General features: G+C 64.3%; 10 protein-coding genes and 3 pseudogenes. 8 read left to right on the forward strand and 5 right to left on the reverse strand.

Going from position 1 to position 14,520, the window contains the following annotated elements:
• Positions 1–6: 6 nt before the first annotated feature.
• Entirely contained in the window at positions 7–1,200 is a 1,194-nt protein-coding gene (locus AC0KTM_RS01075; RefSeq protein ID WP_007172294.1) for a cytochrome P450, read from the reverse strand.
• 65 nt (positions 1,201–1,265) lie between these two features.
• Here AC0KTM_RS01075 and AC0KTM_RS01080 point away from each other — a divergent pair, with 65 nt between their 5' ends.
• Positions 1,266–1,847 (forward strand): TetR/AcrR family transcriptional regulator, encoded by a 582-nt coding sequence (locus AC0KTM_RS01080; protein WP_007172295.1) that lies wholly within the window; start codon positions 1,266–1,268, stop codon positions 1,845–1,847.
• A gap of 645 nt (positions 1,848–2,492) precedes the next feature.
• Here the strand turns inward: AC0KTM_RS01080 and AC0KTM_RS01085 are convergent.
• From AC0KTM_RS01085 to AC0KTM_RS01095, 3 genes and pseudogenes are all read right to left on the reverse strand, one after another.
• Positions 2,493–3,116: a hypothetical protein gene (locus AC0KTM_RS01085; RefSeq protein ID WP_033717424.1), complete on the reverse strand. Its 624-nt coding sequence runs from the start codon at positions 3,114–3,116 to the stop codon at positions 2,493–2,495.
• The gene (locus tag AC0KTM_RS01090; protein WP_087139652.1) at positions 3,101–3,712 is read right to left on the reverse strand and encodes a hypothetical protein; all 612 of its coding nucleotides are present in this window, start codon (positions 3,710–3,712) and stop codon (positions 3,101–3,103) included. Before AC0KTM_RS01090 ends, AC0KTM_RS01085 begins: the two co-directional genes overlap by 16 nt.
• A gap of 119 nt (positions 3,713–3,831) precedes the next feature.
• Positions 3,832–3,945: pseudogene (locus AC0KTM_RS01095) on the reverse strand (hypothetical protein); the annotation flags it as partial.
• Between the two features lie 457 nt (positions 3,946–4,402).
• On the opposite strand from AC0KTM_RS01095, the gene AC0KTM_RS01100 reads away from it, so the two are divergent.
• From AC0KTM_RS01100 to AC0KTM_RS01115, 4 genes are all read left to right on the forward strand, one after another.
• Positions 4,403–5,479 carry a tyrosine-type recombinase/integrase gene (locus AC0KTM_RS01100; protein WP_007172298.1) on the forward strand — a complete coding sequence of 359 codons (1,077 nt, stop codon included), beginning with the start codon at positions 4,403–4,405 and terminating at the stop codon, positions 5,477–5,479.
• Positions 5,476–5,799: a helix-turn-helix domain-containing protein gene (locus tag AC0KTM_RS01105; protein WP_007172299.1), complete on the forward strand. Its 324-nt coding sequence runs from the start codon at positions 5,476–5,478 to the stop codon at positions 5,797–5,799. The genes AC0KTM_RS01100 and AC0KTM_RS01105 overlap by 4 nt, the downstream gene beginning before the upstream one ends.
• 158 nt (positions 5,800–5,957) lie before the next feature.
• Complete coding sequence (locus tag AC0KTM_RS01110; protein WP_225330576.1) at positions 5,958–7,067, forward strand: site-specific integrase; 1,110 nt, start codon at positions 5,958–5,960, stop codon at positions 7,065–7,067.
• A 254-nt stretch (positions 7,068–7,321) separates the two neighbouring features.
• A complete protein-coding gene (locus AC0KTM_RS01115) occupies positions 7,322–8,575 on the forward strand; it encodes an IS30 family transposase (protein ID WP_101930934.1) in 1,254 nt (417 codons plus the stop codon).
• 42 nt (positions 8,576–8,617) lie between these two features.
• On the opposite strand, the gene AC0KTM_RS01120 is transcribed toward AC0KTM_RS01115, so the two are convergent.
• A complete protein-coding gene (locus tag AC0KTM_RS01120) occupies positions 8,618–9,694 on the reverse strand; it encodes an IS110 family RNA-guided transposase (protein WP_238955752.1) in 1,077 nt (358 codons plus the stop codon).
• A 634-nt stretch (positions 9,695–10,328) separates the two neighbouring features.
• Between AC0KTM_RS01120 and AC0KTM_RS01125 the strand changes: the two are divergent.
• From AC0KTM_RS01125 to AC0KTM_RS01135, 3 genes and pseudogenes are all read left to right on the forward strand, one after another.
• A pseudogene (locus AC0KTM_RS01125) lies at positions 10,329–11,342 on the forward strand (IS256 family transposase); the annotation flags it as partial.
• 116 nt (positions 11,343–11,458) lie between these two features.
• Entirely contained in the window at positions 11,459–12,508 is a 1,050-nt protein-coding gene (locus tag AC0KTM_RS01130) for a tyrosine-type recombinase/integrase (protein ID WP_007172498.1), read from the forward strand.
• Positions 12,505–14,477, forward strand: a pseudogene (locus AC0KTM_RS01135) (tyrosine-type recombinase/integrase). The gene AC0KTM_RS01130 and the pseudogene AC0KTM_RS01135 overlap by 4 nt, the downstream one beginning before the upstream one ends.
• Positions 14,478–14,520 lie beyond the last annotated feature (43 nt).

Here is a 14,520-nt window from a genome sequence, read left to right on the forward strand (position 1 = left end):
GCGCGGCTAGTTCGCCGACCAGGAGATCGGCAACGACAAATAGCCTCGGATCGGGCCCGACCGCAGGCGCTGCGCGCGGCCCAAGTCGACTTCCCAGTTGGGCACGCGGGCCAGCAAGGCGCGCAACGCGATCCGGGCCTCCATCCGGGCCAAGGACGCACCGAGACAGAAGTGAATGCCTCGGCCGAATGCCACTTGGTGTTCGGGTTTGCGCCCGATGTCAAACACGTCGGGATCAGCGAACACGCGTTCGTCACGATTAGCCGAGCCGAACAACAACAGCACCGAATCACCCGCCGACATTGTGACGCCATGCACTGTCACGTCGCGGGTCAACGTTCGCGAAAGTCCTTGAGCCGGTGAGTCATACCGCAGCAGCTCCTCAACAGCTGCCCCGAGCAAGCTCTCATCGCCAGCCAGCCGGTGGCGGGTGTCGCGATAGTCGGCCAGTACCACCGCGGCGTTGGCCAGCAGATTCGACGTCGTCTCATGACCGGCGATCAGCAGCAGCAGGCAAAAGCCAAGCAGTTCGTCGTCACTAAGGTGCTTTCCGTCGATCTCGGCACACACCAACGCTGACATCAAATCGTCGCGCGGTTGGCCGCGGCGGTCGGCGAGGAAATCGGTGAAGTAGCCATAGATCGCGGCCGCGGCTGCCAAAGCCTCGCCGGTCTCGCCGTGGGTGGGATTGGACTGCACCAACGCGTTCGACCATCGCCGAAATTGTGTACGGTCCTCGCGCGGCACACCGAGCAAATCAGCGATCACCATCGCTGGTAGTACAGCTGCGAAGTCGGCGACGAAATCGGCCGAACTGGCTTCCTGGATCAGGCCGGCCGTCAACTGATCAGCGAGGTCCTCGATCGCGCACGTCAGCGCCGCGATTCGTCGCGGGGTGAAGGCCTTGCTAACCAATGCCCGCAGCTGATCGTGTCGCGGGGGATCCATCAAAATCATCATCGGCAGCAGCGATTCGCGAAAAGTCGAGCCCGGTGGAGTCGGAAATACTCCGTCGACCGACGAGTAGCTGTGATGGTCAAGCAGCGCGCTGATGACATCCGCGTGGCGACTAAGTACCCAGGTGTTGGTATCGGCGGCGTGATAGACCGGTGCCGCGTCGCGTAGCTGCCGGTAGACGGGGTAGGGGTCGTCCTGAATTTCCGCGTCAAAGGGATCGTAGCGAAGTTGTACCGTCGACATAGCGTCTCCTGCCACATTGCAGAACGTCGGTTTAGACTGAGAGTTTAAACCGAGGGGAGGACTTTATGCGGAAGATTCCCGCTCAGATTGCCGACCGGTTGCCTGCCGCGGCCGAACTCTTCGCCGAGCGCGGGCTCAACGACACAAAGATCGAAGACGTCGCCGCGACCACGGGCATCGCCAAGGCCACGCTCTACTACTACTTCGCCGGCAAAGAAGAAATACTCGCCTTCCTCCTCGAAGACGCCCTACAACACGTCGCGCACGAGGTCACCGCGATCGTCGAGGCAGACGGCGCCGCCGCCCAACGCCTGCACGACGTCATCAGTGCCCAACTGCGCGTGATGGCCCAGCGGCCCGCTGTCTGTCGCGCCCTCATAGGAGAACTGGGCCGCGCCGCCCGCATGCCCGTCATCGCCAACATGATCAGCACTGCCTACTTCGAACCCGTCGAGACCTTGCTTCGCGCGGGCGCTAACGACCGTTCACTCGAGGCTCTCGACAACCCCAGAGCTGCCGCCATCGCGCTATTCGGTGCAGTCACCACCAGCGCACTGACCTACCTAATCACCGACGATACGCTCGACGAAGATCTAATCGCACGAACAATTCACGACGTCGTGTTTACCGGCATACGGCCACGCTAGCTCCCCCCGCAGACCAATCTGCGACCACGCGTGTGCTCGATAGTCAACGACTTTGAGCATTTCTGAACATCTCCTACCGCAACAGCTCACCCCCAGAACGCCCGCGTCCGATGGAGGTTCGCGGCCGGCGAGATCCGGGCACCTGACCAGTGCAGCCAGAACGTCGGACCCGAAAACCGCTAGCCCACCACGGCAATACCGCAGGTTTCGAATACGACCACTCCACCAGCACAGTGCCAACACACGACTTACACACCGCCCCTTGGTGTTTCGTGCACTGTGCAAAGTCTCGATGGTCGTCGCACACCAACCATGCGCCCGCACACGACGGGTCAAGTAGCCCGTGGCCGCGGGCAAAATTAGCGTCAGACGGGGGACTTGCCAGGGCTACGGAGGCGTGGCACAGCCTCGAAGCATCCAGGTCTCGAATGGCTCCGCCGGGCGGCGGCCGCAATAGTCAGATATGGCCAATCCGACCCGCGTCTCGGCAACGTGGGATGTCCACATCGCGATATTCGGTATCGCCGGTGGATCCTCACCCGAAGGCTGTCCCCGACGGCCTTCCGTTGTGTGGGCCACAGCCGCGAACCTCCGCGACCGGGCTTCCTTGGAGGCGCCGGGGGAGACCTCGACGTGATGGACGCTCTACGTCTTGACGTCGGGATCGTCTGTGTCACGCTGCGGGTTGGAAAGTCCTGGCGCGGGTGTATTTGATTGAGCTGCTGGCGGATTCGCCCCAGTCGTGCCAGTACCAGCAGTGCCAGGCGCCTTTTTCGTAGTGGTGTCTGCTTCGGGTTCAATCGGGTCGCGCAGATCGATCATTTCGGTGCCAGCCTGGGGAGATATGGTCTTGGTCGTCCAGGTGGACTTGACCCTCGACGATTTGCCTTTGTGTTCGACGTGTACCTCGATGGCATCGGTTGCACTCGCCCCGCTGGTGAGTGTGAAGTAGACGCGAATCTTGGCTTTGCCGCCATCGAAGTTGATTGGCCCGGCACCAGTTTTGGAACGTCCGATTAATGGCAGCTTGGTGTTGGTGCCAGCTGCCATGAGTTCAACCGAATCGACTTGCGCGGCCCCGCTTCCCTCCTTGGCGAGGACGACTTCCACGAACCCGGTCTTGTCGAATTCGCTTGTCACCGTGATGTTGGCGCGGTTCTGACGGATGTAGAGGACGACCGGCACGCCGATTGCGGCCCCCAACGTGGCGGCGGCAATGATGACGCCCCAAATAATCCAGTCGATGCCGAACATCAGGGACACCCGCACGGAAATGACTGTGCGCCCGTTATGGGGTCCACCTCGATGCCTCTATGACACACCTCGCTGCACCCGACCACCTTGCATTGCAAGAGGCCGTTGAAGAATCGTCTGAGATGGCAGCGGTCGTCGTTGTCCTCCCACACGACCTCATACGGGCCCCTCGACGCAGTGCCCACGCGAAAATCGATCGCACCCTCGTCGTCATTGCGCGTGGCTCGATAGAACGACACCGCTTCAGGGTGACCCGGATCCGGGGTCAACAGGTAGTCACCGTTGACCAGCGGAACCGCCGTGTGCCAGATGGCCGCGATGCGCTCGCCCTGACCCCGCTCAACGATGCCCAGACCTGAGCGCGCCTGAGCCCACGATTCTGCGGTGAAAGACAATACGGTAGGGGTGTGGAGCGACGGATGATCCGCATCCGAGAACACGATATCTTGTAGCGAGGGTTCTTCCGCTAGACGCTGCGCGAGCTCGACACTCTCTTCGTCTTGAGCCAATTCATTTCGCACTCTTGGATCTAGCGGTGGCACGATCCCGGCGAGTTCGAGCACGAATGCTGCCATTGTTGCCGGCCACGCCGGCATGCCTACCCCCGTCATGGCACAAACGATAGGGCGATCGCCGCAGCATGGGGCGCATTTCGGCATTTTCGCAGCGGTGGTCAATTTCATTGATCAACGCTGCGCCCCTCGCGGTCCGCGGTGTCGGCGGACGGTGGCTACGGTCTCCACCTTGTCGTAGGGAGACGTTCCCAGGTCGCTGCTTCGACGAGGCCCACCGTGATGAGGAAGGGCACGAACATGCGTTGTTGGGCTTCGGGTTGGCGGGCCAAAGCAGGCTCCAATCCCCCGGCGGGGGAGCGGCTGCGCAGTAGGACCACAGGCAGGAGCGTTTGCTGGAAACGCCCGCCCGCTCGACCGCTCGCCCGGTTATCGGCCCTAGGAATTGACTCATCGAGTGAATCACAATGCGTTAGTGCCACACTCGCTGCATCACGTCGAAACCGGTTGCAAGAGCGTGCGATGCGTATGGCGGCGGATTATCGGGAATGTATAGTGGCGCTCGACTACGTTGAAGTACAACCGATTGCGCTATATGCGGTAGTTAACCAACAGTCGACGGGTTCCTGAGCCACCGAGTGGTGTGCGCCAGCCCGTCGAGTGCCTGGACCAGCTGTTGTGGGCGTGTCCCTGCTGCAAAACCCGCGAATGAAGTGGCATCATCTTTGCCGACTGGATAACTGATCAGCTGATGATTCTTCACTGTGGGTGAAGTTGAGGAGGCGTGGGTTGGCTCTGGCTGTCGTGCGGGACCTGAGGGAGCAGCGGGCACCGGCGACCGAGGATGAGCTCGCCGGCTTCGAGACCGATGTGCTGGCCGGATTCGTCCTTGCCCGGGCATCGGCCGGGTTGGTCGACTCGACCATCCGCAACGACGTGAATCACCTTGAGCTGATCCGGGACTGGTTCGGTCGGCCGCTGTGGGAGATCCAGCCTGCTGACGCCGACACCTACTTCGGCAAGGTGCTGCGTGATGCCCGGGCGTCGACTCGGACCGGGCGGGCGGCCGCGCTGACGGTGTACTTTCAGTTCCTCGAACTGCGTCACAAGGTCGAGTTGCACAATCTCAGCGGCCGGGTCATCGAGTGCCCGCTCGATGAGATCAACCGACCGCGGGCGTGGGTGGATCCGCAGCTGCGCATCCCGCCGACCGCCGACGAGGTGGAGCAGCTGTTCGCGGGGTGGCGCGGGGAGCTGGTCACCTGCCGCAAGTTCGCCCCGACCGCCCGAAACTACGCCGTGGCTCGCCTGGTGGCCGATGTCGGATTGCGGATCAACGAGGCGCGGATGCTCGACCTGGATGACGTGCGCTGGGAGCTGGGCCGGTTCGGCAAGCTGAACGTCCGTCATGGCAAGGGATCTCGTCGCAAAGGTCCCAAGCCGCGGGTAGTGCCACTGATCAACGGCGCCGACCGCAGCCTGCAGTGGTTCATCGAAGACGTGCTGGGCCTGTTCGATGTCGACCCGAAAAACCATGCTGCGCCGCTGTTTCCGTCCGAACGCAAGAACATCGACGGGACGTGTATGCGCGCGACCGCCGACGTCTATCGCCGCGCCCTGGCCGAGGCCACCGACCGATATCTGCCGAGGTGGTCGGGGAAGCTGACACCGCATGTGCTGCGGCATTTCTGCGCATCCCAGCTTTATCTGGCCGGTATGAACCTATTCGCGATCCAGGAACTATTAGGTCACGCCTGGACGGGCACAACGGCTCGGTATATCCACGTGCACGCCACCCACGTCGAAGATGCCTGGGTCACCGGGCAACGCCGGGTCGCCGATCGATGGAAAGGACTCGCTCGATGAAATGGAACCTGCGATTGGCCGCGGCCAATCGCGGCATCTGGAAGGCCAGCGAACTCCAGCGGATGCTCGCCGACCGCGGTCTGGTCATCAGCGCCGGCAAGATGTCGGGCCTGTGGTCGGGCAACCCCAACGCCATCAAACTGAACGACCTGGACGTCATCTGCGCCGTCCTCGGCTGCGGGGTCGACGAGTTGCTGATTCCCGAACCCGAAACCGTGGCAGCGGCCACGCCCGTCACCGACGACGAGTCAGCGGCGGTCGGTGAGGCCCGGTCGGTCACGCCGCGCACTCGCGCCGGCAGGTCGCTGCCGCCGCGATGAACTGCCTGCACTGCGGGACTGCGCTGCCTGCCAACAGTCGCCGCGACCAAAAATACTGCGGCAGAAGCTGTTCAAGAAGAGCGTCCTACCAACGCAGAAAGGCGGGACTGCCTCCTCGCCCGCCCCGGCGGCATCCAGCCTTGGAATCCGACGACCCCGTGCTCGCGGCCGCCGCGATACACGCCCGGGAACTCGGTGCCGCCCACGATTGGTGCGGTGAGACCACAAACCGATGCCTCGACGCCCTGCTCACCCTTCTGGCCGGTCGGCCCACCGGTGATCGCGTGCCGCTCACCGAGGTTCGAACCCGGCCGCATCGGCTCGCGTCCCGTCGCAGGCTCGTCGAAATCCTATCCCACTTCGACCTGCTGAAAGACGACACCGAACCTCCGATCCGTGCCTGGATCGACCGCGTCACCGCGGAACTTCCGCCAGGATTCGCCGAGCCGGCCCACCACTGGCTCCTTACCCTGTTGGTCGGCGGCGCACGTGCTCGCCCACGATCACCGAGGACGCTCTACAGCTACTTCGGCTCGGTCAAGCCCCTTCTCGCGCACTGGTCCACCTCCTACGAGCATCTCAGGGAGGTCACCAGGGCCGACGTCGACGCGGCGCTGCGGCCGTTTCAGGGAAACCAGCGCCACAATCTGATCAAGGCGCTGCGGTCGCTGTTCCGGCACGCCAAGAAGAATGCTCTGGTCTTCAGCAACCCAACAGCGGGTTTGAAGAGCCAACCAGTAGACCAGGACCTCCTGCCCATCACCGATGACGAGGTGCGCTCGATCGAACAGCTCGCCAGCGAACCGCTTGAACGCCTCGTCGTGGCGCTGAGCGTCGAACATGCCTGCCGCACAGCCGTTATACGCAAACTCACGCTCGACGACATCGACCTGCCGAACCGGCGGATCACCCTTGCCGGACACAACCAACGGCTCGGTGAGCTCACCCACATCGCGCTGAACACATGGCTCGACCACCGCCGGGACAGATGGCCCCACACTCCGAACCGGCACGTTCTACTCACGACGAAAACTGCATTGCGCACAACGCCGGTCAGTCAAAAATCGGTGAAACCATCGTTGAGCGACAATGGATTCACGATCGAACGCATCCGTGCCGACCGAATCCTTCACGAAGCGCTGACCGCAGGCCCGGACCCACTGCACCTGTCTCTCGTCTTCGGCATCTCCCACAACACCGCACGGCGCTACACCACCGTGGCCGAACGGCTGCTCAGCGACGAACTCGAGCAGCCGGTAGAACCGTAGTGCCACCCAACGCCGCCAGACTCAGGGCCCGCGAACCCGCCGCAGTTATGAACCTTCACAGCCGAAAGGCCGTGGGTTCCAACTGAAATCGCTTCAATCCGGCTGAACTCACGGGAAACTCACTGGTAACCCGCCATATTCGATTCGGTCGTATTGCCGCTTGACAGTGTCGGCGTCGTCTGAAAACTGACCCCGTGTCGACGCGGTGGTTTCTAGGTGCGGTCGCAACACTTCTCTAGATTCTGGAGGTTGTGTTGGCATCGTCGCGTCGGGTGAAGAAGGGGCCGGGACGTCGTCCGCAGTCGGCCAAGCGTCAGCGGTTCATGGAGTTGCGGGCTCGCGGGTGGAGCGTGCGGGCCGCGGCCCGCGAAGTCGGTGTGTCCCGGTCCGCTGCGACGAACTGGACACGCGGTTACAAGACCTACCGCAACGGCGTCGCGGTCGGGTTCGTCCCGCCGCTAGATCGACTAGCGGTCCGCCAGATCAGCACGCGATACCTGTCCCAGGACGAGCGCATCGAGATCGCCGATCTGCATCACTCAGGGCTGAGGGTGCGGACGATCGCCACCCGACTCGGTCGAGCGCCGTCGACGATTTCGAGGGAGCTACGGCGCAACGCACCAGCCGGCCGCGGATATCAGCCCTTCGATGCCCACCGGCGAGCCACCGCGCGACGAGCACGTCACCACCGCCGTCGGGTCGACACCAACGACCAGCTCGGTAACGCGGTCGCCGAGCTGCTTCTTCAGCGTTGGAGCCCCCAACAGATCAGCCGTCACCTCCGCCACCGCTTCCCCGATGATTCATCGATGTGGTTATGCCACGAAAGCATCTATCAAGCTGTCTATCAACCGAATTCACGTTTCATGCGGCCCTCGCGATTAGCGCCGCACCGACGCTCACCGCTGCGCACCGGTCGAGATCACCGCCGAGCGCATCACCGCCAGAGTTGCCGGCGGCCGCGGTTCCAGCAGCCGATGCTCACCATCCACGACCGGTCCTTCTCGGCTGTCGACCGGTCTGAAGCCGGCCACTGGGAAGGCGACCTTATCATCGGTAATAACCACCTCTCGGCGATCGGCACTCTGGTCGAACGCCAGACCCGGATGCTGCGGTTGGTGCATCTGCCTCGCAGTGACGCCGACTCCCTGCACGCGGCCTTGGTGGCCCGCATGAAGGATCTGCCACCCACGCTGATGCGGTCGATCACCTGGGACCAGGGCACCGAGATGGCGCGCCACCTTGCCACCACCGACAAGCTCGGCGCGCCCGTCTACTTCTGCGACTCCAGATCACCCTGGCAACGCGGCACGAACGAGAACACCAACGGACTGCTGCGCGACTACTTCCCGAAGGGCGTCACCCTCATCAGCCACCCGCCGGAGCAGTTGTTGGCCGTCGAACACGAACTCAACCATCGCCCCCGCATGGTCCTCCAAGACCGTTGCCCCGCCGATCTATTCGCTGCCCTGTTAGTCTCGAGTGATCCGTCGGTGTTGCGACGTTGAGTAGAACCCACCCCGTCGAAAAGGGGATGCTCCTATAGATTGTCAAGGGCTGACCGCTGGGTCTTCGGGTGTGGGTGTGAATCGTGTTGGGCGCGTGAGTTCCTGGTAGATCTCGCGGGCGATGGCCCGTTTGAGGCAGCGCATGATGTCCTTCTTTGACAGTCCTTCGGCGGTTCGCCGGCGAGCATAGGCGCGGGTGCGTTCGTCATATTTCAGCCGCACGACAGCGACGGTGTGAAGTGCTTTGTTCGCTGCCCGGTCGCCACCCCGGTTGAGCCGGTGGCGGTTCGTGCGTCCCGAGGATGCCGGGATAGGAGCAACACCGGCGAGATGGGCGAAGGAGGCCTCGGAACGAAGCCGTTCGGGGTTGTCGCCGGCACTGACCAACAGTTGTCCGGCGACCTCGGTGCCGACGCCAGTCTTGGCCAGCAGACCTGGAGCAGCAGTGGTGGTCAGCTCATCCAAGACGATGTCGAGCTCTTTGATCTCGTCATTGAGCGCCAGGTGGCGGCGAGCCAGGGATCGAAGCGTAAGTCTGATCGCTGCCGCTGGCGCCGAGAGGTCTGTTCCGGGGCGCAGACGCGACAGCGCCTGGATCAATGCAACGGTTCCCAACGGTTTCATGTGCTCACGCAAGTCCATCGGGCCGGTGATCAGCAGTCCGCGAATCTGGTTGATGCACTGAGTCTTTGCCTTGACTGCCGATCGCCGAGCCACGCGAAGACAACGGATGGACTCCACGATGCCGTCTCGTGATTTCGGAACGCTGTCGGCTCGCCCGGAGGCTACCGCTTGGGCTGCTGCGTAGGCATCAACGGGATCAGACTTGCCATTGGCGCGCCGGGTCGCACGGTCGGGCCGGTTGACCTCGAGCACCGCCAGGCCCGCTGCCGTCAACACCCGGCCCAGTTGGGCTCCGTAGGTTCCGGTGCCTTCCACTCCCACACCGGCGACCGATCCGATCGAGGAGATCCAGTCCAGGAGGCTGCGGTAGCCGTCCGGATCGGCGGGGAATTCTCGGTCGCCGAGGTGGCGTCCGAGTTGGTCGATGACAGCAACGTGGTGCGTATCGGCGTGGGTGTCGACCCCGACAAAGACAGCGGTCGATGCGGCAGGCATTGGCCTCCTTCAGTGGTACTGATACGGACAGCACCCTGAGCGCGGGCCGATGGGACAAGACAGTGATGGGCCCCGTTGCTACGACAAGCTCCTATAAGGTCACCAAGCACGCCCTCAACGGGTGCATGGGCTCAGTGACGGACCGGCAGATCCCACTCAAAGGCAGCCATCCGGCGCCGGTCAATTTTCGGGCCAGGCCCGCCACCAAGCTCCGAAACAATGATCACTGTCAATTTTCGGCCGCCGTTGACAGCGGTTGTGCTAAGTAGTTGGGTGAGGGCGAATCGCTCTACACCCGAGTCGATTCCAGCCAATCTTTGACGTCATCCAGTAACCATCGACGGTGCCGATCGCTAAGCCTGAGGTGATGTGGACCAGGCGCATCAATCCCACGTTCCCGCCTGGCCGCCCATTCATGCAGCGTTGAGACCGGAACTCCGGTCATCGCTCGAACTTCATGAGCGGTGAGCATGACCGACGCATTTTCTATCGTCATCGTCTCCAACCCCAGTTGCGTCCAGCAGAGTGGTGTACGAGCCGGTGATGACCGGCGTGTCGTAGCCGGATGAATGAAGGTCATCGCGTGATTCTTCGAGGGACCGACCAAAGTCACTCGAGCAAAGGAATCAACGCGATGACCATTGCCCACGATATCGACCTGTCTGCCGTGCTGGCCGAACGACTCACCACCACGCACCCTGATGTGCTGCGCGAGTTGTTGGCCGCCTTCATTCACGCCCTGATGGGCGCCGAAGCCGACGCGGTGTGCGGTGCCGGCTACGGCCAGCGCAGCAGCGAGCGCACCAATTCCCGCAACGGGTATCGGCACCGCGAGTTTGACACCCGCGCAGGCACATTGGATCTGGCGATTCCCAAGCTAAGGCAAGGTTCGTACTTCCCGGACTGGCTGCTGGAACGGCGCAAACGCGCCGAGCGGGCCCTGACCACGGTGGTGGCTACCTGCTACCTGCTGGGCGTTTCGACGCGGCGGATGGACAAACTCGTCGAGACTCTGGGCATCACCAGCTTGTCGAAGTCCCAGGTCAGCGTGATGGCCAAAGAGCTCGACGCCGCGGTCGAGGCGTTCCGGACCCGGCCACTGGATGCAGGCCCGTACACGTTCATGGCTGCTGACGCCCTGGTGCTCAAGGTTCGCGAAGCAGGCCGGGTGGTCAACGTGCACGCGCTGATCGCCACCGGGGTCAACGCCGAGGGCTACCGCGAAATCCTGGGCATCGACGTCACCACCGCCGAGGACGGGGCCGGCTGGCTGACCTTCCTGCGGTCGCTGACCGCCCGCGGCCTATCAGGGGTCCGTCTGGTCACTTCCGACGCCCACGCCGGTCTGGTGGCCGCGATCGGCGCCACCCTGCCTGGGGCATCGTGGCAACGGTGTCGCACCCACTACGCCACCAACCTGATGGCCATCACTCCGAAATCATCGTGGCCGTGGGTACGCACACTACTGCATTCGGTCTTCGATCAACCTGACGCCGGTTCCGTTGCAGCCCAATATGACCGCATCATCGACGCACTGGCCGACAAGCTCCCCAAGGTCGCCGACCACCTCGAAGACGCCCGCGCCGACCTGCTCGCCTTCACCGCCTTCCCCAAACAAATTTGGCGGCAGATCTGGTCCAACAACCCACTATCCGTTAACCGGCTCTCCGGGGACACGGTTCGGGCTGCAGCGTGAGGTTCACGCACAAGCGCTGAGCACGGATGGATGCTGTCTGCATCTCGGTGGGGGAAGGCGGAGCGGCGATGCGGGTACTCAAGAGCGACAGCGGATATGTCCTGGAGGGCGACTGGGACGGGCAGGACGCGGTGAACGCGTTTCTCAACCATTTGGCGGGACGGGGGTTCAGCGCGGCCACGGTGCGGGCCTACGCATTCGACGTCGCCAATTTGAGCCGGTTCCTCGTCCAGCAAGCGGTCGGGCTCGCCGCGGTCGATGCGCCGTTGGTGTTCGACTGGATCGACTGGCAAGGCGTCCGCCGAACGGACCAGCCCACCGGCGGTCACCGCTCGTCGACCCCGCCGGCAGCTTCGACGGTGAACCGCCGGGTCGCGGCAGTGCGCGCGTTATTCGAGTATCTGGTGATGACCGGTGTCTGCACCGACAATCCGGTGCCGTCGCCGCGGCGGGGACAGGGGCTGCGCCAGTCGCAGCGGGGGTTGCTCGGTCATCTGGGTCCCGGGCGTGCACGCAGTGGCGGTAGGTTGGTGCGTCAGCCGCAGCGTCTTCCGGAATCGTTGTCCACCAACGATGTCGACGCGTTCCTGGCGACACTGGCAACGCACCGGGACCGGGCGATGGTGCTGGTGATGCTACTCGGAGGGCTGCGTTCGGCCGAGGCGCGTGGCCTGCTGCTCGCCGACGTCGATATGGGCCGGCGCCGGCTTCGGGTGATCGGCAAGGGCGGCAAGGAACGTCATGTCCCGGTCGATGCGGCGTTCTTCACCGAGCTCGCCGCCTACCTGCGATGGGAGCGGCCGCCGGGGTTGGCGACGCCGCAGTGCTTCGTAGTGCTGCGCGGCCCGACGACCGGTGCACCGGTCAGCGAGGCCGGGCTGCGCAGCCTGTTCCGTCGGCACCGGGAGACCTCTGGCGCCACAAGAGTCCGCCCGCACCGTTTACGGCATACCTACGGCACCGAATTGTCGGCGGCCGGAATCGATCTGCTGGCGTTGCGGGCGTTGATGGGGCATGTCTCGCCGGAGACCACGGCCCGCTACGTGCATTTGTCGATCGAGCAGCTCGCCGCCGAATACGGTGCTGCTCGTGCGACGTTGGCCGGAGCCCGGCAGTGACCACGGTGTTGGTCGGCCAACCCGTAGGCGCCGACGAGGTGGTGGCGGATTATCTCGACCACGTCGCCACCCTGGGTTTGAGCGGGCGGGCGGTACGCGACCGGATTCGGATCGCTCGCGACTTCACCGCACGCCACCGCGACCTGCACGCCTGGATGACGCTGCCGGCAGCCGAGCGGATCGCCGAGATACGGGACACCGGGGCGTGGCCGCTGATCTGTCACACGATCGGCACCGGCCGGTTACGGCTGGACGTCGAGCTGGCCGCGGTCAAACAGTTGACCGGGCTGGGCCGCGCAGTGGAGGACCGGGATCCGAGCGGATTCGCCGCGTTGCGGAATGCGGGAATTCGGTTGGGCTGGAGGAGTTCCTGGGTCGAGACGGTCCTCGGCGAATGTCTGGCGGTAGTGCTGGCACACCACGGCGGAATGGTCGCCGACCTGACCGGCGACGCGCTCGACGACTTCGACGCCGCGCTGTCACGTACCGTGGTGCCGCCATCGTCGCGGCGGGCATACAGGGGGCGGCTGGCCAGCCTGCGGCAGCTGTTGTTCGAGACCGCGGTCATCGACACCGCGCCGAAACGCCGGCGGTGGGCCCGTAGCCTCGAGCAGCGCTTCACCGAGGTGGAGATGCCCGACCCGATCCGTCAGACGTTGCTGCGCTACATCGGCGTGCGCGCGGCGGTGCTGCGGCCCAAATCGGTCGAGTCGCTGATCAACGACCTGCTGCCCTTCGCCGAATACCTCACCGCTCACCATCCCGACGTCATCAGCCTGCGTGAACTCGACCGGAGCTGCATCGAGGGCTACCTGAAATGGAATCGCACCCGGGGCTGGCGTGGTCAGCGCGCCGCCGCGGGCGCCGGGCGCACCGTCTCGGCCGCGGTGGCCCAGTCGGCACCGTCTCGGCCGCGGTGGCCCAGTCGGCAGTGCTCAGTCTGCGCAACCTGCTCGACGACATCACCGCCTGGGGCTGGGCGCAGGCCCCACCACGGCGGTTGGTATTCGCCGCCGACGTCCCCAAACTCGACCAGCCGTTGCCACGCGCGCTAGCACCCGATGTGGACGCGGCAGTGATGAACGCCGTTGCCCACCTGCAGGATCCGTTCGCCCGCATCGGCCTGACCGTGCTGCGTGGTGCCGGCCTGCGGGCGGGGGAACTGCTCGACCTCGAACTGGGCAGCATCATCGACTACGGACCGGCCGGAACCTGGCTGAAGGTGCCACTGGGCAAGCTCGCCACCGAACGCATGGTCCCGCTCTCCGCCGCGACCCTCGCCGCGCTCGACGAGTGGGTCGCCCTCCGCGGCACGCACCGGCCGCTGCCGCACCCACGCACCGGCGTGCTCACCGACTTTCTGTTCACCCGGCACGGACGCCGCCTGGGCTACACCCGGCTGCGCAACGGGCTGCTCACCGCCGCTGAATCCGCCGGGTTGCACCGTCCCGACGGCGGCGTCCTGATGGTCACTCCACATCAGTTGCGCCACACCTGGGCCACCGAACTCGCCAACGCCGGGATGAGTCTGCAGGCCTTGATGTCCTTACTCGGGCACGTCACTCCACAAATGACGATCCGCTACGCCACCCTGGCCTCGCCCACCCTGCGCGCGGCCTACGACGAAGCGATGGGCAAGATGCGCCGCCAGTTCACCCTCACCCCGGTCGGCAAACCGATCCTGCCCGACAAGGTCGGCTGGCTGCACAGTGAAATGCTGAAAACCCGCGTTGCACACGGATACTGCGCTCGCCACGAATCCGCGGGCGCGTGCCCTTATGCCAACATCTGCGAAACCTGCGACAACTACGTCACCGCCCCCGAATTCCGCGACACGCTCACCGACCAACTCGCCGACGTCCAGGCCCTCAGAACCGACGCCGAGTGCCGCGGCTGGACCGACGAAGCCGCCCGCCACGACCGCGTCGCCCACGCCCTTACCGACCACCTCCAGCGCCTCGATCGATGAACATCCCACCCCGACGGGTTGACCCGCCCCCGAGGGCCGGATA

This window comes from Mycobacterium sp. NTMscope_Eco_3 (assembly GCF_976985685.1).

Coding starts and splice junctions, on each gene's coding strand:
- AC0KTM_RS01075 (WP_007172294.1), bottom strand. CDS start 1,200: ATGTCGACGGTACAACTTCGCTACGATCCCTTTGACGCGGAAATTCAG.
- AC0KTM_RS01080 (WP_007172295.1), top strand. CDS start 1,266: ATGCGGAAGATTCCCGCTCAGATTGCCGACCGGTTGCCTGCCGCGGCC.
- AC0KTM_RS01090 (WP_087139652.1), bottom strand. CDS start 3,712: ATGACGGGGGTAGGCATGCCGGCGTGGCCGGCAACAATGGCAGCATTC.
- AC0KTM_RS01105 (WP_007172299.1), top strand. CDS start 5,476: ATGAAATGGAACCTGCGATTGGCCGCGGCCAATCGCGGCATCTGGAAG.
- AC0KTM_RS01120 (WP_238955752.1), bottom strand. CDS start 9,694: ATGCCTGCCGCATCGACCGCTGTCTTTGTCGGGGTCGACACCCACGCC.
- AC0KTM_RS01130 (WP_007172498.1), top strand. CDS start 11,459: ATGCGGGTACTCAAGAGCGACAGCGGATATGTCCTGGAGGGCGACTGG.